Genomic DNA, 17,532 nt, shown 5'->3' with positions numbered 1-17,532 from the left:
GAATAAGCCTTTCAATCAGGCTTCTTTCAATTCACCCGCGAGCGGCACATTGCCCGAAGGACTCATGGCACGCGGTTGCAGCATCAACGCGACGAGCCCCGTCCAGCCCGTCTGATGCGAGGCGCCAATGCCGCGCCCGTTATCGCCATGAAAGTATTCGTGGAACAGCACCAGATCGCGGCAACGGGGATCAGCCTGCAATTGCGGATACGCGCCCATGACCGGGCGCTCGTTGCGATCGTCCAGCAAAAATAGCGTGGTGACACGCCGCGCCAGTTCATCGGCGATCTGCGCGAGCGACAGTTTCGTGCCCGATCCTGTTGGATATTCCACGAGAAATTCATCGCCGTAATAGCGGTGGAATTCGTACAACGATTCGATCAGCAGATAATTGACCGGCATCCAGATCGGGCCGCGCCAGTTCGAATTGCCGCCGAATACGCGCGAATCGGATTCCGCCGGCAAATATTGCACGCCGAAGTTACAGCCGTTGTATCGGTAGACAAAAGGTTCTTCCAGATGCGTGCGGGACAGCGCACGCACGCCATGCGCCGATAAAAACTCGCTTTCGTCGAGCACGCGCTTCAAAAGCGCTTTCATACGATGTCCGCGCAAGAGCGAGAGCAGCAAGGCATTGCCTTTGCCCGGCTGGTTCCAGCGTGACACGAGCCGCGCAAGATCGGGGCGATGATCGAGAAACCAGATCAACCGGTCGCGCAATCCCGGCAGGCCGCCATGCACCTGTTCTTCCAGCACGCGCACGGCGAACAACGGAATCAGACCGACAATCGAACGCATCCGTAGCGGCTCGATCGTGCCATCGGGCAACCGCAATTTGTCGTAGAAGAATTCATCGACGCTATCCCACAGACCCGTATCGCAACCATCGTCGCAACTGACTGCGCCCGCGATATACAGAAAGTGCTCGAAGAATTTCACGCCGATATCGACAAACACGTGATTCGCAAACGCCAGTTCGAGCGCAATGCGCATGAGGTCCAGCGCATACGCGGCCATCCACGCGGTTCCATCGGCCTGATCGAGCCGCCCGCCTGTTGGCAACGGCGAAGAGCGATCGAAAATGCCGACGTTATCGAGCCCGAGAAAACCGCCCTGAAAAATATTGTGGCCGTCCGCGTCCTTGCGGTTCACCCACCAGGTAAAGTTCAGCAGTAGTTTATGGAAAATGAGTTCGAGAAATTCGCGGTCTCCGTGACCCGTCATTGAACGGTCGATTTCATAAACGCGCCACGCGGCCCACGCATGCACAGGGGGATTGGCATCGCCAAACGCCCATTCGTAAGCGGGAAGCTGACCATTCGGATGCTGATAGCGGTCCTTCACCAGCAGCAACATCTGCTTCTTCGCGAACATGGGATCGACCAGCGCGAAAGCCACCGCCTGAAACGCCAGATCCCAGGACGCGTACCACGGGTATTCCCATTTGTCCGGCATCGAAAGAATGTCGCCGTTACACAGATGCCGCCAGTCCGAATTGCGCCCGCGTTGACGGCTCGCGGGCGGCGTCGGTTGCAGCGGATCGCCTTCGATCCAGCGGTTCACATCGTATTCGTAGTACTGCTTCGACCACAGCATGCCCGCGAGCGCCTGGCGCTGCACGAGGCGCGCATCGGCGCTTTCGATGTCGTGCTGCAGCGCTGCGTAAAACGCGTCCGCTTCGGCGATCCGGTGCGCGAAAAGCGCGTCGATATCGAGCGGCACATCTTCTTTCGGCGTAGAAAACGGCCGCCAGCGAAGCGTGACGACAGCGCGCCCATGCGCGGCTAGTTCGAGATGCACGCGTGCCGCGGCCTTCGTTCCGGCGTCGCGGCGAATTGCAGTTTCCTCGCCGTGCACGATGTAATCGTTGAAGCCATCCTTGAATGGCCCCGTGCCATCCATGCCGAAAAGCCGCTTTACATTGGTGTCGTTTTCGCAGAACAGCCATTCGACATTCATCGCCTCTTTCGACGCCGCTGTCACGATCAGCGGTTCATGTTTAGGGCCGCGCGCAACCACATGCTCGCCTTGCGCCGATGAAACCAGCGTGAGCGAAGGCTTGCCGTCCTGCGCCTTCCACGACCAGGTATTGCGCGCCCAGATCTGCGGCAGCAGATCGATGGCCGCGTGCTGGCCCGCGCGATTCTCCACCGTGATACGCATGACGACATCTTCCGGCGTGTGCTTCGCATATTCGATCTGCACATCGAAGTAATTATCGTCGTCGAATATACCGGTATCGAGAATCTCGTATTCGGGCACGGCGGTGCTGCGCCGCGCATTTTCGTCGATCAGATCCTGATATGGAAACGCACCCTGCGGATACTTGTAGAGCATGCGCATATAGGAATGCGTGGGCGTGCCGTCGAGATAAAAATACAGTTCCTTGACGTCCTCGCCGTGATTGCCTTGTGCATTCGTGAGGCCGAACAGCCGCTCTTTCAGAATAGGATCGCGGCCATTCCATAGCGCGAGCGCGATGCACCAGCCAAGGCGATCGTCGCCGAAGCCGGCGAGACCGTCCTCGCCCCAGCGATACGCGCGCATGCGCGCGTGATCGTGCGGGAAGTCATCCCATGCAGTGCCGTGCTCGCTATAGTCTTCACGCACCGTGCCCCATTGCCGCTCGCTCAGATACGGTCCCCAGCGCTGCCAGCGTGCGTAATCGCTCGAATACAGGCGTTGACCTTCGGTGGTGAGGTTCAGACCGGCGGCGCGCTGCAGCATGGGCATCCTCTTGTTGGCTGGCCGTCCGGGCGGGACGGCGGCGGCACGCAGGCGCGCCGGGAGCCTCATGCTAGCGCGGTTTGCTTTTCGGCACGCAGCGCGCGTATCAAGCGGGCTGGCCGAGCCGTTTGAGCATGCGCAGCAATTCGCCCAGCGACCAGGCCTGAAACGGCGTGCCGCCCGGCGTATGCGGCGCGTCGCCGTCCGCGACTTCGCTGATGTGATCGAGCCCCGCGTGGTCGAGATGCTCCAGCAGCGGCGCGACGAAACGCGCGTGCGCCTGGGCACGCTGCGCCGCGTCATCGCCATGCACGCGCAGCCACGCGTCCACGAACGCGCCCAGCAGCCACGGCCAGACGGTGCCCTGATGATACGCACCGTCGCGCTCCAGTACCCCGCCGCGATACTGCCCGCGATAGGCGGGATCGGAGGGCGCGAGCGTGCGCAAACCCATCGGCGTGAGCAGATGCGTTTCGACCTGCGCGAGCACCGCACGCGCGGCGTCGCCATCGAGCAGCGCGTACGGCAAGCCGCCCACCGCGAAAATCTGGTTGGGCCGGATCGAACCGTCGACCTTGCCATCGACATGATCGGCGTCGATCACATCGAAAAGCGCGCCGCTCGATGGATCGACGAAACGCTGCGCAAATGCAGCACTCGCACGCGTTTCGAGTTCGCGCCAGCGCGTGTTCCATGCGCCGGCAATACGCAGCGCATTGATCCACAGGGCCTGAATTTCAACCGGTTTGCCGATGCGCGGCGTGACGACCCAATCGCCCGCTTTTGCATCCATCCACGTGAGCTGCACGCCAGGAACGCCCGCGCGCAGCAAGCCATCGCGCGGATCGGCGGCAATCTGGTAACGCGTGCCGCGCGCGTAGCCGTCGAGAATCGCGTCGATGGCGTGTTGCAGCACGAGTCGCGTTTGCGACGGCACCTTCGCCACCGCGAAGAAGTCATGAACGGCAATCACGAACCACAGCGATGCATCAACCGAGTTGTATTCCGGTGTGCCGCCCGCATCGGGGAAACGATTCGGCAGCATGCCTTGCGAGACGGTCGCCGCCCATTCGAGCAGGATCGCGCCCGCATCCTGGTAGTCCTGATCATTATTTCGGCCGTTCGCCAGCAACAGGCCGCGCATGGCGATGAAGGTATCGCGGCCCCAATCCGTGAACCAGGGATAGCCCGCGAGTATCGTGCGGCCGTCGCCGCGCGTCACCGTGTAGGCCGATGCGGCAGCGTGCAGATGGCAACCATAGGATGCCCTGCGCAAAGCCTCCAGAGCAGCCAGCCGCATGGCGCGTTGCAGTGCGTTTTCGCAGGTATCGCCTGTTGCGACTGACCGCGTATTGGCGCGTAGCAGAAGCACGGCATCGCCATTGGAAAGATCGAAAGAGAACACGCCGGGCGTCGCGAGATCTTCCGTGTAGTCGAGCCCGCGCGCCTGCTCGCAGGCATAACTGAAGTTGCGATACCAATCCGGCGCGTGCGTATAACGGCCGTTCGAACGCGCGACAATCGCGGGGACATCGGCATAAGGTTGCCAGCGCACGAGATCGCCGTCTGTTTGCGCAGCGAAGGCGAATGCAGCATTCTCGTGATGCAGCGCGTGGTAATCGCGGCCCGACATCAGCAGGCGAACTTTCAGGGTGAAGGCGCGAGCGTTGGCCAGACCTTCGAGCCGCCAGCGCAGAACGGTTTCCCGGCTCGCTTTGGCGACGAAAACCTCGGCGATCAAAGCGGCATCGTTATCCAGCGCATAACGCCATGTCGGCCACGGCGAGGTATCGAAGCTCGCAATGCTGCGGGAAATATCGGGAGAAAGGAGATCGGGCGCGTAACGCTGCATCGTCAGCGCGATTTTGCGTTCGCCCTGCTCGAGCCACGCGTCGAGCCCGTTGACGAGCACGACGCGGCCCGTGGGCGGCTGCGTCGCCGCCAGCAGCAGCGCGTGATAACGGCGCGTGCGCGCCGTGCCCACCGTGCCCGATGCGAAACCGCCTTCGCCGTCCGCTTCGAGCCATTCGTCGGCGAGACGATCGATATCGATGGGGCTGGCGAGACGCGTCATCGGGTGGCCTCAAGCGGGTTGAGCGGATGACGCCGAGTGTAATGGATGCGCCGCCGCGACGATCGCGCGGCGCATCCGGGCAAGCTTAGTTGCCGCCGATGCCCAGCAGTTCGATTTCGAACGTGAGATCGCTATTCGGCGGGATCGGGCCGACTGCGCGGTCGCCATAAGCCGTTGCGGCCGGGCAGGTGAGCTTCGCTTTGCCGCCGACCTTCATCTTCTGCACGCCTTGCGTCCAGCACGGGATCACGCGGTTGAGCGGGAACGTTGCCGGGCCGCCATGCTTGGCCGATGCGTCGAATTCGGTGCCGTTCGCGAGCGTGCCGCGATAGTTGACGCGCACGACGTCTTCGGCGCTGGGCTGCGGGCCGGTGCCCTGCTTGAGCGTCTCGACGACGACGCCCGAAGGCAGCTTCTCGACGGGATTGGCGGCGAAGGCGCTCGACGCGACGGTGGCGGCAGCGATCAAGGCAATCAGGGATTTCATGCGATGTCCTCGTTGAATAGAGCGTCAATTATATCGGGTGCCCGGGCGGGCTCGACGTTGATAGCGACCCGACGTTGACCGGCGTGACTTTGCGCGCGCGGCCAGGACCGGCGACAATGCTCGGCGCCAACGTTCATTCACGGTGCGCCGCGCGCCGGCGCGCCCGCCCTATCTGGAAAGCATCATGAAACGACTGATATTCGCGGCTCTTTCGGCCATCGCATTCGCAACGGGCGCCAACACGGCCCAGGCGCAGGTCAGCGCGCAAGGCCCGTTCCTCACGCCCGCGGGCGAACTGCAGTTCGTGCGCGACGACCGCGATTTTGTCGCCATGCTCGACCGCGAGATCTTCGACCGTTTCGACGGCAAGACGCTCACCCATTTCGACGAAGCGAGCGGCGCGAACGGTTCGATCTCGCGCGTGCTGGTGCAGAGCGCGGCCGGCCCGGTGCTGTACGACCTGCGCCGCCGCCCGGTCGGCGTACAGCATGCGAATACGGCCATGACGATCAAGCGCGTGTTCTGGCAAGCCGATGAAGTCGTCCTGCAAGGCTCGCAAGGCTGGTATCGCTTCAAGGACGGCAAGTTCACGAAGCTGCAGTCATCGACGATGACGTATCACTGAAGCTTCGTGCGCCCTGCCCCGCTTTTATGCCGGAGCGGGCGACAGCAGCACTTCGATCACTTCCTCCGAAAAGCGCATCACGCGGCCTTCGATCAGCACGTGTTCGGGATGCGCCGGATCGCGTCCGATCGCGGGCAGGCCGTGTGCCCGCAGTGCCCGCGCGCAAGCCGGCCAGTCGGGGCGCGCGATGCCCGCGGGTTCGTTGACGCTCGCCCATGACAAGGTGCCGAGCGCATCGCTGCCGTAGCCCTGCGCCGCGCGCCAGTTCGCACCGTGCGCGAGCAGAAAGGCCGTCAGCGCCGCATCGCCCCGGAAAATGGCGTGATTGAGCGCCGAGGCGTCCCAGTCTCCCCCGCGTACTTCGATCGGCCAGCCCAGTTCGACCATCAGCCGTACCGCGTCGGCCGATCCCCAGGCGGCGGCGTCGGGGAGCAGGCGCAGTGCATCGGCGTCGATGTTCGCGGGCAAGTGCGGATGCTGCGCCTGGAGTTGGCGGGCCTCATCGGCATCGGCGCGCGCGCAGGCCGACACGAAGCGGTCTTCCGCACTCAGGGTCGCGGGCACACCTGTTGTACGCAGACGTTCGGCGATATCGGGCAAACCGGTCAGCATGGCCAGCCGATAGGCGCTCACTCCCGCAGCGGTCTGCGCATGCGGATCGGCGCCCGCTGCCAGCAAGGCGTCGATGTGGCGAACGGAGCAACGCACCGCGATTGCGCGCAGCAACGGCGCGCCCCATGTTTTCGTCGGGCCTTCGCCTGCGGGCTCGTTCGCATCTGCGCCATGCGCGAGCAGCCATTCGAGCGCCGACGCGTCCTTCATGTCGAGCGCGCGGCGCAGCGCGTTCGTGCCGTTCACCTGCGCGCCGTGATCGAGTAGCAGACGCGTGCAGGCCGGGTTTTCGAGCGAGTGATAGAGCGATTCGCCGTCGTTGGGATTGGCGCCCGCGTCCAGCAGCATCGCCGTGAGCGCGGGATCGCGATTGACGCCTGCCGCGCCGTACAACGCGGAAAGCGGCTCGGTTTCGTCGGGCGCGGCCAGCGACGCCGGTGGATAGCGGTTGCCGATGCGCTGGTTGGGACTCGCGCCCGCATCGAGCAGATAACGCGCGCATTCGCGCAAACGGCTCGCGTACTCCGGCAACTGGCCCAGATGCGAATGCGTGACGGCGACCAGCGGCGGCAGCGCAAGCGGCCCGCCCGCGCGGTTGAGCCATGCTGCGTCGGCTGCGACGGCGTGTTGCAGCGCTTCGAGATGCCCCGCCGCGCAGGCAATCCAGATATCGGCATCGACCAGGCCGGGATGTTCCAGCAGCAGTTGCGCGGCGACGCGCGGGCGCGCCGCATCGTATGTGCCGGTGACATCGCCGCCATAGGCCAGTTCGAGCCAGCGACGCGCGAGCGCGTTTTGAGCCTGCTGCGCGATCGCTTGGGCTTCGACGAATGCGTTGAGATCGGCCCACGAATGGAAGCCGTACTCGCGCGCGATACAGGATTGTGCGTCGTGCAGGCGCAGGTTCAGCGCGATCAGTTGTGACGGCGCGAGATGCGCGGCGGCCGGAAGCGATTGTGTGAAGCGCGCAAGCGCTTGCGCGTCGCCCGCGCGATACAGGCGCAATAAGTCCTTGGCCTGCTTCTTGAGGTGATCGGGATGGGCCCTGGGAGGCAGCGTTTTCATGAGCATCCTCGTGCAGTCTGGCCGAAGGTCCGCAATACCGGCAGCACAAAGGATGGAGAAATCGTGCCTGACGACAACAGGTGGGTTCAACCCTTTCCGCGGACCCGGTAGCGGCCTGCACCGCTTGGGGTAGATCGTAGGCGAGGCGAAGTTACGCCGTCAACCGCACTTTAGCGCGGCGCACGTGCTTTCTTGCCGCCCGGCGTTACCGCCATCCCCCGCAACTCCCCCTCATCGAAATAAAAACTCCGGTTCCCCGCCATCGCCTCGACCATAAAATCGATAAACGTCCTCACGCGCAGCGACTGCTCCGTGCGATGACCGTAATAGATATAAATCGCCCCGTATTCGCTCATATGCTGCGTGAGCAAAGGCACCAGCCGGCCGCTGCGAATATGCGGCGCGGCGCTAAAACTGCCCAGTTGCCCGATACCGAGCCCCGATAGCACCGCCTGCGCCTCCATCTCCGTATCGTTCACGCACACGGCCGCCGCAAAATCCCGATAAACGATCTCATCGCCGACACGAAACTGCCATTGCGCAAGCTTGCCGGTATTCGCGCGCCGATAACCCGTGCAACGATGCCCCGCCAGATCGTCGATATGGCGCGGCGCACCGTGGCGCGCGATGTAATCGGGCGAGGCGCACACGATCGCCTGGATCGGCACCAGCCGGCGCGCAATCGATCCGCCAGCGGGCGACGGGCCGCCTCGAAAACCGACATCGGCGCGATCGGTGACGAGATCGGTGAACTGGTCGTCGAATTGCACATCGAGCTGCACGTTCGGGTAGCGCTGCTGGAACTGTTCGAAGAAGCGCCACAACACCGGCAAGCCGAGCGAACGCGGCGCATTCACACGCAGCACGCCGCTCACCTCTTCGGTCGAACGTCGCGCTTCGTCCAGCGCGCAAGCCAGCATCGCCAGTGCGGGCTTCGCGCTGTCCAGCAGCCGCTGGCCTTCTTCGGTCAGGCTGAGCTTGCGCGTGGTGCGGTGAAAAAGGCGCACGCCCAGTTCCTTCTCCAGTTGCATGACCGCATGGCTCGCGGCCTGCGGCGAGATGCCCTGATCGACGGCCGCGGCGCGCAGACTGCCGAGTGTGGCGGCGCGCACGAAGGTGTTGATCGCACGGATTCCGTTCATCGCAGACGTCCCGATTCGCAAATAAAAGTTGATTATGACTCCAACTGGCGACCGCTAGTTTGTGTCAATCGATACGCCTACCATAGCTTCACTTCATCACGTTCTTCCCAAGGAGCAGCATCATGAGTGACGTTCAACAAGGCGGTTTCAAGCGGGTCTGGTTCATCACGGGCGCATCGCGCGGCATCGGTGCGTTGATCGCCGAAGCGGCGCTCGCAAACGGCAATGCGGTGGTGGCCGCCGGCCGCAATGTGGCGGCGATCGTCGAACGTTTTGGCGAATCCGATGCACTGCTGCCGGTCGCGCTCGACGTCACCGACGAAGCGCAGGCTCAAACCGCCGTGCAGGCGGCGACGGAAAAATTCGGCCGCATCGACGTGCTGATCAATAACGCCGGTTTCGGCCTGCTGGGCGCGATCGAAGAATCGAGCGACAAGGACGTGCGCCGCATGTACGACACCAACGTGTTCGGCCTGCTCAACATCACGCGCGCCGTGTTGCCGGTGATGCGCGCGCAACGCTCGGGGCATGTGATCAATATTTCGTCGGTGGGCGGGTATCGGGCGGCGGCGGGATTCGGCGCTTATTCGTCGACGAAGTTTGCCGTCGAAGCCATCACGGAAGCGCTCCATGCCGAGTTGACACCGCTAGGCATTCAGGCAACCGTGGTCGAGCCGGGTTATTTCCGCACCGACTTTCTCGATGCGTCCTCGCTGCTCGTCGCCCAGAACGTGATCGCCGATTACGACGAAACCTCGGGCGCGGTGCGCCGCCGCGCCGTGCAGATGAACCACAACCAGCCGGGCGATCCGAAGAAGCTCGCCGCTGCGATGGTCACGCTGGTCGACGCATCGAATCCGCCGCTGCGTCTGCCGCTGGGCACCGACACGCTAGCCGCGATTGCCGCGAAAAACGCCTACGTGGAGCAGGAAACGCAGACATGGAAAGCGCTTTCGGCATCGACTGACTTTGCGGCTTGACGCTTCAATCGCGCGTCAATGCTCCAGGGCCGCCTGTTCCTCACGCGCATATTGCGTGGGCGGGCGGCCGACGTGCCGCGTAAAAGCCACACTGAATGTGCTGGCCGAGCTATAGCCCACACGCTGCGCAATTTCGGCGATCTTGCCTTCGTTGCGGCGCAGCAGGTCTTTCGCAAGCGCCATGCGCCACGTGAGCAGATATTCCATCGGCGCCACGCCTACCGCGTGATTGAAGCGCTCGAAAAACGTCGAACGCGACAGCGCCGCTTCCTTCGCTAGATCGGCGACCGTCCAGGCGCGCGTGGGCTGTTCGTGCATGGCGCGAATCGCCACCGCGAGCCGTCGATCGGCCAGCCCGCGCACCAGACCGGGCGACGCATGGGTGCCCGCCATCGAGCGCAGCGCCTCGATCAGCAACACTTCCAGCAGCCTCGACAGCACCACCTCGCGCGCGGGCCGCTGCTCGCGCGACTCCTCACGCACCAGTCCCACGAGCGTTGCCAGCCGCTGCTCGCCGCGCACATGCACGATCTGCGGCAGCAACGACACCAGCAGCGACGCATCGGGCGAAGCAAAGCTGCAATGGCCGGCCATCATGCGCGCATCGACGGGATGATCCGGCGCGCCGATCCGGTATTCGCCGTTGCCCAGCGCAACAGGCGCGGACGTTGCGACGCCCGGCGGCGGCAGCACGAGGCTCGACATCGAAACGCCGTAGGCCGCGGGAATCAGCACGAAATCGCCCGATAAAAGCTCGATGGGTTCATGCCCGTCGATGGCGATGCGGCAACCGCCTTCGAGCACCACGCAATAGAACGGCTGCCCCGCGTCCGAACGGCTGACGTGCCACGGACTCGCGCCGTGCACAAGCTTGGAAAAGCGCGCGCCCGGCTGAAGCAGCATGACGACTTCCGCGAGCGGATCGATCATCGCCGGACTCCTGCCAATGTTTTTCGGATCTTTTATTGTAGCAAGTACGGGTTGAGCGATCTATCTTAGGGGCACACGCTCACTACTCCACTGGAGCCCTCATGAAAACCGTATTGATCACCGGCTGTTCTTCGGGATTTGGCCTTGAAATCGCCCGCTTCTTCCTGGCCCGCGACTGGCGCGTCGTCGCCACGATGCGTACGCCGGATCACGACGTTCTGCCGCGCTCCGAACATCTGCGCGTGCTGGCGCTCGACGTCACGCAACCGGACAGCATTCGCGCCGCCGTCGAGGCCGCCGGTCCGATCGACGTGCTCGTCAACAACGCGGGTTTCGGCGCGGCGTCGCCCGCCGAAGTCGTGCCGCTCGATACGGTGCGCGCGCTGTTCGAGACCAACACCATCGGCACCATCGCGGTAACGCAGGCCGTCGTGCCGCAGTTTCGTCAGCGCAAGTCGGGCGTGGTCGTGAACGTGACGTCGAGCGTCACGCTTAAACCGCTGCCGCTGATTGCCGCTTATCGCGCGAGCAAAGCGGCCGTCAACGCATTTACTGAGTCGATGGCGCTGGAACTCGCGCCGTTCGGCGTGCGCGCGCATATCGTCATGCCGGGACGCGCGCCTTCGACGCGTTTCGGCGATAACGCGCGCGAGCGTATCCACGGTTTCGATCACGAGGCCTACGCCGATATCGTTCAGAGCACGCTCGCGCGCTTTGCGGATACGGAATCGCCGGTTACCTATGCGCAGGACGTGGCCGAAGCCGTGTGGCGTGCGGCCACCGATGCGTCGGCTCCGCTGCATATTCCGGCTGGTGCGGATGCTGTTGCCTGGGCAGCGGAAGCTCGCGGCGCATGATCACGCCGAGTCTCCTCGCCAGGGAGATCGCGCGTCGCATTTGATTTTGCCTGTTGACCTGCATGCGGGACATTGCACGTTGTCGCCTTCGTGCGCCACGTCGCGCCCTTCGAGCTGGATCGTCGTTGCCACAGCGACAATCGTGCCATTCGCCGTAGTTTTGTCGCCGTTGAGAATCAGGAAACGTTGCATGGATCAAATTGCCTCGGCCCGCCATCGACAGGCACTTTCCATTTGAATTAGCGCGCAGCCGGAATCGACGAATTCGTCACCTGGGTGATTCGATCGATCTCACTCGAGCGGCGATCGTCACGCTCGCGCTGCTTCTTTTCCTCCGCAAAATCCGTCGAGCCGAAGGTATCCGTCGCACGCGTCTGAAAGTACAGCGGCCCGGAAAGCAGATGATCGTGCCAGCTGGTGAGCATCGTGTCATGCACCAGAAGATCAAATAACGCCATCACTTCGGCAGGCAAGAGGTGTTTGCCCGCCGTCGCATCGCTCCAGGCATTCGCGAGCGCCAGTTGATTTGGGTCCATCATGGCCGAATCGATCAGTTTGGCGCTGTCGCTCGTATCCAGCCCCCAAGGCTCGGCACCCACTTTTTCGAGCATGGCCTTCGACTTCTTGAGCCCGGCCTGCCGCGCTGCCGCCGTCACCATATCCGTGGATTCCCTCTGAAGCCGCTCCCAGACGCTCTCAGTTGGGCGGGAAAGCTCAAGCGTGGTCTTGCGCAACGATTCGTCTTCAGCGGCGCTGGCATTATCGAAGCGAATCTGCGCATCGACAATTTGCTTCGTGGTGCTGAAGAGACGATTGCGAGTGGCAATGTACGCGGCTTCGGCGTCCTGCTTTTCCTTGAGCAAACGCTGATGCTCGGCTTTAAGCTGATCGCCCGCGCTTGTGACCGAAGCACGGAATGCTGGCGACTGGTAGCGCACCGCGAGCCAGCGAAGAGGCATCTGGTCAACGCGGTCCAGTTTGCTGCCCTTAATCGCTGCGTCAGTCGTGGCTCGCCGCCTTTTGATCGGGATGGAAATGCTTGATTTCACTTACGACATCGGGCGGCAAATTTTGCATTGCATCGCCGAAAGCATCTGGCTGCCCTTTGGTGGCGGCGAGAACCTTCTGAACCTGAGGAGATTCGTCGAAGTTCGGATTGACGACCAACGCATAATAGACGTACTGCTGCATATCCTTCACGCTCGTCAGACGATATTTCTGCCATGCTTGTGCAGCTATACGAGCAGTGAGATGAAACTCCTGCGCATCATCGAAATCCGCTGGAAAGGCGACTTTTCGATAGTTCTCGTCCAGCCATCCGTAGACCTCTGCATAATCGATTCGCGATCCCTGCATGTCGTTCCGGAATTCAACCTCGACATGATCGTCTGGGTAAAAGTGCAAGGCCAATACCACATCTCCCGCTTCGCCTGAGATCGTCGTTGCAGGCAGATGCACCTGGGCCGACTTCTTTACCTTCGTGATCTTCTGATGCTTCCGAATCTGCTGTCGCGCCGCTTCCGGATCATAAGCCGTCCAATCAACCGTAAACTCCGTGCCTTTGAGTTTGTAACAACAACTCAGGCTACCGGCTCCTGCACCGGGCATCAAATCGCCGCCACCGCTCGCCGTATTGCCGAATTTGTCAGTGACCACGAATCTGTCGAGGTTGTATGGCATGTAATTCATGCCTTCGACACTCACTCCGCTATACACCGGCTCCGACGACAGCTTGTCGCAACCCGCAAGCAGGACAACCGTCGTCACGCCGAGTGCAACCGAAGCCCGGCGGATCATTCGCGCAGTTGATGTGAGCGCCATGTTGTTCTTCCTCATTCCTCGAATTTTTCCTGATTTTGCTTGCCGCCAAAGCGCTCGTCACAACCCACTGGCAACACGCGTCAACTCCTCATCACAGGTGCCTGGTCGACTGTGTCCAGATTTCTGCCGTTAACGACCTCATCAGCCATGACTAGACTCGCTCTGCTCGGGATCGAATCTCCTGATTTCTTCCACGACTTTTATGGGTAGCTTCTGCATTGTCACAGCAAAGGCGTCAGGCTTTCCTCTGGATTGCGCAAGAATCTTCTGCACCTCAGGTGATTCGTCGAAGTGCGGATTCACAGCGAGTGCATAGTAGACGTATTGCTGCAGGTCGGCAGTGCTCGTCAACCGATACTTCTTCCAGCCATCTGCGGCAATGCGTGCAGTGAGACGAAATTCTTTAGCGTCGTCGATGTTCGCAGGAAACACACGCTTTCCGTAGTTGTTTTCCAGCCACCAGTAGACATCCCGGTATTTGATCCGGGAGCCGTGCATGTCATTGCGAAACTCAAATTCAACGTGGTCGTCTGGATAGAAATGCAGGGCAAGGACGACGTCACCTGCGCTGCTTGAGACCTTGGTCGGCGGCATATGTACTTGTGCCGTCTTCCGGATTTTCTTCAGTGGCGCGTAGAGATTGGGATTGTCGTCAATATCGTAGACTTCCCAATCCACCGTGAAATCCGTGCCTTTGAGTTTGTAACAACAACTCAGGCTACCGGCTCCTGCACCCGGCATCAAATCGCCACCACCGCTCGCCGTATTGCCGAATTTATCGTGAATCACGAACCTGGTAAGGTTGTATGGCATGTAGTTCATGCCTTCGACACTCACCCCGCTATACACTGGCTCGGACGACAGCTTGTCGCAACCCGCAAGCAGGACAGCCGTCGTCACGCCGAGTGCAATCGAAGCCCGGCGGATCATTCGCACAGTTGATGTGAGCGCCATGTTGTTCTTACTCATTCCTCGAATTTTTCCTGATTTTGTTCGTCGCCAAAGCTCGTCACAATCCACCGGCAACACGCGTCAACTCCTCGACGTGCTGCTCGACTGCCTGCTCCACGGCGTCGAGCACCTCAGACGCCTCGTCGCCATCGGCCAGGCGCCGAAGGACCGGCTGCAATGCGGGATGCTCGTCGAAGGTCGGTGAAACCAGCGCGCCTAGAATCGCGTAACGCGCGAGATTCTGCTCGCCCACGACGCCGTGTGCTGCCGCGCGAGCAAGCTGAGACTCAATGCGCTCCGGAAAAAGAACCGCGAAGCCGGGTTGCGGAACGTACAGAAGCGTTGAAAGTGTTGCGCGAGTGCGTCAAGCCCGAACGGCGACGCCATCCACGTCAACATTGGGCTGCTGGCGGTATCCCACCACAGCTGTTCCAGCAACGCGTGATGGATATCCGTACCGTCAAGCATGCCTGGTTCTATCGCGATCAGATATGGTGCGATGTCGGGATACGCCGACGTCGAAAGTTGTTCCCACAACGACACGTAGCCATCGCTCCCGCTTCGCTGGCGCATTTTGGCACGGTCATCCCGGCACCAAATAGTTGAAGCATCCCAATTCAAGCTGTTCCGCACGCTACTCTCCGTCCTCACCGCAGCGAATCAGAGGAGTGGCCGTCAGATCAAGAGAGCATTCGCGTCGCATGGCTTCACCTTGCTGGTGGACTTGCGCAATCAATCCTGTTAGCGACGCGTCAAGGGATGCTTTAGCGCTAATGATGGGCATGTTTCGCGTGCCGCTGTGCTCAACAGGCAGTTCAAAATCCCCATGATCGATATTGAAGTCACGGGGATTCCGATAAATGAACCTTAGTCAGGCTTCACCAGTTTCCAGACTACCCATCGCACGATCGGCTCACCGAGATGATCCTTTAGCAGCAGATCCGGCATCACCGAACCAGCCTTTACGCTTATAGGCGCGCTTTCATGATCCCTGGCGGCCCAAAGTCCGCTCTTTGGGCAGACTTCGCCTGTCTTCACTTCAATATTGCCTTCGACTACTTCGTCAGATTTACCCAACTTGGGTTCAATAAAGTACTCCGATTCATCAAGAATTCTTCCATCCTTATAACGGTCATCTTCCCAAAGAAGGCGCCATCGGGTAGACACAGGACCAGATTCACTTGAATACTTTGGTGCGGTCGTACCGCCAACAAAATAGTTAAAACATCCGTTGTTTTCTATTTTCCTTTCACCAACTGCAATGATGCCCAGTATGCGCGTGCGTTCATCGCGTATCGGTTCCCAGATCCCGTCAACTGGCACTTCTTGACCCGATACAATTTCCAGGTCTCGCGCTTCGGGAAGTTGCGGAAGTTGGTCCGGAAAAACCGGATAAGGTAAGGTATAAAAGTCCTTCTTGTAAAATTCCGAATCGAGCAGTGGTTCAGCCCATGACCACTTCGCCTGTGAAACTCGTTGTTGCGGCAAAACCTCCAGCGGGGTTTGATCACCTTGATAAAATGACTTGATCAACAATTGATGCAACGCTTCAATCTTTGGTGGCCAGGGCTCCATCTGTATGCCGCGCTCCCAATAAGCGGGATGCCTGTAGAGATTGGTCCGCATCGAGGCTGAGACCTTCCATGCCACGTTAAGGGGCTGCTCAACTCGCCATACATAGCGCCGCCCCTTCTCAAGTTCGCCCAATCCCTTATCGAATTGCCCGAGTGCTCCGTAAGCGCGATCAAGCGCATCCGCCTCAATCTGTTCTTCCTGACTCTTCGGCCAAGTCTTGAGCGCGTTTTCATAGGCATGAGTGAACCGCTCCCAGGCATCCCGCTTTCGCATCCAAAGGCTGTAGCTTGTCAGTCGCCTTAATAGCCAGAAAACTTTTGCCCGAACAGCGGGTTCATTCATGTCGTAAAGATTCATACAATCACTCACTTCACGCGGTCCCTCACGCCACTCTGAGTCCTCACCGCGGCGAATCGGAGGGGTTGCCGTCAAATCGCGAGAGCACTAGCGGCGTGGGGCTTTGCCTTGCTGGTCGGCTTGCGCGATCAATCCTGTTCGCGAGGCGTCAACGGATACCTTAGCGCAAATGATGGACATGTTTTACGCGCCGATGTACTGAACAGACATTTCACCATCCCCATGATCAATATTAGAGTCACGGGGATTCCATTATATGGACGTTAGTCAGGCTTCTCCAGTTTCCAGACTACCCATCGCACGATCGGCTCACCGAGATGATCCTTTAGCAGCAGATCCGGCATCACCGAACCAGCCTTTACGCCTATAGGCGCTTTCATGATCCCTGGCGGCCCAAAGTCCACTCTTTGGGCAGACTTCGCCTGTCCTCACTTCAATATTGCCTTCGACTACTTCGTCAGTTTTACCCAACTTGGGTTCAATAAAGTACTCCGATTCATCAGGAATTTTTCCATCCTTATAACGGTCATCTTCCCAAAGAAGGCGCCATCGGGTAGACACAGGACCAGATTCACTTGAATACTTTGGTGCAGTTGTACCGCCAACAAAATAGTTGAAACATCCATTGTTTTCTATTTTCTTTTCACCAACTGCAATGATACCCAGTATGCGGGTGCGTTCATCGCGTATCGGTTCCCAAATGCCGTCAACCGGTACTTTTTGACCCGATAAAATTTCCAGACTTGAAGCCTCGGGAGGATTCGGGAGGCAATCCGGGAAAACCGGGTAAGGCAAGGTGTAAAAATCCTTCTTGTAGAAGGCGCCATCCAGCAGTGGATTCGCCCACAGCAACGTCGCCTCTGCATAACGCTGTTGGGATAAAACTTCCAGCGGCGTTTCATCACACTGATAAAACGATTTGATCAACAACTGATGCAGTTCTTCGATCTTTGGTGGCCAAGCAGCCATTTGTATGCCGCGCTCCCAATATGCAGGATGTCTGTATAGATCGGTACGCATCATGGCCGAAGCCCCAACTACCTCATACAGCGGCTGCTCGACGCGCCATACGTGGCGCCTCCCCTTCTCAAGTTCGTCCAATCCCTTGTTGTACTGTCCCAAGATCCCGTAGGCGTAATTAAGCCCGTCTGCTTCGACCCGCTCCACTTGACTCTTCGGCCACGTTTTGACGGCATCTTCGTAGGCACGGGTGAATCGCTCCCAGGCATCCCGCTTGCGCTTCCAGAGACTGAAACTTGTCAAGCGCTTTAACTGCCAGAAAACCTTCCCCCGAATATCGGGGTCATTCATGTCATATATATTCATCAG

At 60.3% G+C, this 17,532-nt stretch carries 16 protein-coding genes; 3 read left to right on the top strand and 13 right to left on the bottom strand.

Annotation, left to right across the window (positions count from 1 at the left end):
* Nucleotides 1-15 precede the first annotated feature (15 nt).
* The 3 genes from G3N59_RS26615 to G3N59_RS26605 all read right to left on the bottom strand — a co-directional run bounded on the left by G3N59_RS26615 (nucleotide 16) and on the right by G3N59_RS26605 (nucleotide 5,288).
* Nucleotides 16-2,733: a glucosidase gene (locus G3N59_RS26615; protein ID WP_205985802.1), complete on the bottom strand. Its 2,718-nt coding sequence runs from the start codon at nucleotides 2,731-2,733 to the stop codon at nucleotides 16-18.
* A gap of 100 nt (nucleotides 2,734-2,833) precedes the next feature.
* On the bottom strand, nucleotides 2,834-4,801 hold the full coding sequence (locus tag G3N59_RS26610; RefSeq protein ID WP_205985801.1) for an amylo-alpha-1,6-glucosidase: 1,968 nt from the start codon (nucleotides 4,799-4,801) through the stop codon (nucleotides 2,834-2,836).
* Between the two features lie 85 nt (nucleotides 4,802-4,886).
* Complete coding sequence (locus G3N59_RS26605) at nucleotides 4,887-5,288, bottom strand: FKBP-type peptidyl-prolyl cis-trans isomerase (RefSeq protein WP_205985800.1); 402 nt, start codon at nucleotides 5,286-5,288, stop codon at nucleotides 4,887-4,889.
* Nucleotides 5,289-5,472: 184 nt separating this feature from the next.
* Between G3N59_RS26605 and G3N59_RS26600 the strand changes: the two genes are divergently transcribed.
* Nucleotides 5,473-5,913 (top strand): hypothetical protein, encoded by a 441-nt coding sequence (locus G3N59_RS26600; protein ID WP_205985799.1) that lies wholly within the window; start codon nucleotides 5,473-5,475, stop codon nucleotides 5,911-5,913.
* A 24-nt stretch (nucleotides 5,914-5,937) separates the two neighbouring features.
* Here G3N59_RS26600 and G3N59_RS26595 read toward each other — a convergent pair whose 3' ends face one another.
* Both G3N59_RS26595 and G3N59_RS26590 read right to left on the bottom strand, forming a co-directional pair.
* Nucleotides 5,938-7,590: a hypothetical protein gene (locus tag G3N59_RS26595; protein ID WP_205985798.1), complete on the bottom strand. Its 1,653-nt coding sequence runs from the start codon at nucleotides 7,588-7,590 to the stop codon at nucleotides 5,938-5,940.
* 170 nt (nucleotides 7,591-7,760) lie between these two features.
* Nucleotides 7,761-8,732 (bottom strand): LysR family transcriptional regulator, encoded by a 972-nt coding sequence (locus tag G3N59_RS26590; protein WP_205985797.1) that lies wholly within the window; start codon nucleotides 8,730-8,732, stop codon nucleotides 7,761-7,763.
* A 122-nt stretch (nucleotides 8,733-8,854) separates the two neighbouring features.
* Here G3N59_RS26590 and G3N59_RS26585 point away from each other — a divergent pair, with 122 nt between their 5' ends.
* A complete protein-coding gene (locus tag G3N59_RS26585) occupies nucleotides 8,855-9,712 on the top strand; it encodes an oxidoreductase (RefSeq protein WP_205985796.1) in 858 nt (285 codons plus the stop codon).
* A 15-nt stretch (nucleotides 9,713-9,727) separates the two neighbouring features.
* Here G3N59_RS26585 and G3N59_RS26580 read toward each other — a convergent pair whose 3' ends face one another.
* Entirely contained in the window at nucleotides 9,728-10,642 is a 915-nt protein-coding gene (locus G3N59_RS26580; protein ID WP_205985795.1) for an AraC family transcriptional regulator, read from the bottom strand.
* Nucleotides 10,643-10,743: 101 nt separating this feature from the next.
* Here G3N59_RS26580 and G3N59_RS26575 point away from each other — a divergent pair, with 101 nt between their 5' ends.
* A complete protein-coding gene (locus G3N59_RS26575) occupies nucleotides 10,744-11,499 on the top strand; it encodes an SDR family oxidoreductase (RefSeq protein ID WP_205985794.1) in 756 nt (251 codons plus the stop codon).
* Here G3N59_RS26575 and G3N59_RS26570 read toward each other — a convergent pair whose 3' ends face one another.
* The 7 genes from G3N59_RS26570 to G3N59_RS26535 form a co-directional block, all read right to left on the bottom strand.
* On the bottom strand, nucleotides 11,500-11,691 hold the full coding sequence (locus tag G3N59_RS26570; protein ID WP_205985793.1) for a PAAR domain-containing protein: 192 nt from the start codon (nucleotides 11,689-11,691) through the stop codon (nucleotides 11,500-11,502).
* A 47-nt stretch (nucleotides 11,692-11,738) separates the two neighbouring features.
* A complete protein-coding gene (locus G3N59_RS26565) occupies nucleotides 11,739-12,548 on the bottom strand; it encodes a hypothetical protein (RefSeq protein ID WP_205985792.1) in 810 nt (269 codons plus the stop codon).
* Nucleotides 12,499-13,335 carry a DUF3304 domain-containing protein gene (locus G3N59_RS26560; protein ID WP_241024175.1) on the bottom strand — a complete coding sequence of 279 codons (837 nt, stop codon included), beginning with the start codon at nucleotides 13,333-13,335 and terminating at the stop codon, nucleotides 12,499-12,501. The genes G3N59_RS26565 and G3N59_RS26560 overlap by 50 nt, the downstream gene beginning before the upstream one ends.
* Before the next feature lie 126 nt (nucleotides 13,336-13,461).
* The gene (locus G3N59_RS26555; RefSeq protein WP_346777937.1) at nucleotides 13,462-14,289 is read right to left on the bottom strand and encodes a hypothetical protein; all 828 of its coding nucleotides are present in this window, start codon (nucleotides 14,287-14,289) and stop codon (nucleotides 13,462-13,464) included.
* Between the two features lie 40 nt (nucleotides 14,290-14,329).
* A complete protein-coding gene (locus G3N59_RS26550) occupies nucleotides 14,330-14,524 on the bottom strand; it encodes a hypothetical protein (RefSeq protein WP_205985791.1) in 195 nt (64 codons plus the stop codon).
* 614 nt (nucleotides 14,525-15,138) lie between these two features.
* The gene (locus G3N59_RS26540) at nucleotides 15,139-16,203 is read right to left on the bottom strand and encodes an Imm72 family immunity protein (RefSeq protein ID WP_205985789.1); all 1,065 of its coding nucleotides are present in this window, start codon (nucleotides 16,201-16,203) and stop codon (nucleotides 15,139-15,141) included.
* Nucleotides 16,204-16,512: 309 nt separating this feature from the next.
* Nucleotides 16,513-17,514 carry an Imm72 family immunity protein gene (locus tag G3N59_RS26535; RefSeq protein ID WP_241024173.1) on the bottom strand — a complete coding sequence of 334 codons (1,002 nt, stop codon included), beginning with the start codon at nucleotides 17,512-17,514 and terminating at the stop codon, nucleotides 16,513-16,515.
* Nucleotides 17,515-17,532: the final 18 nt, after the last annotated feature.

This window comes from Paraburkholderia sp. Ac-20340 (genome assembly GCF_017104965.1).
Lineage (GTDB): Bacteria > Pseudomonadota > Gammaproteobacteria > Burkholderiales > Burkholderiaceae > Paraburkholderia.
Note: the sequence above shows the minus strand (reverse complement) of the source record. Positions and strands in the feature narration are given on the sequence as shown.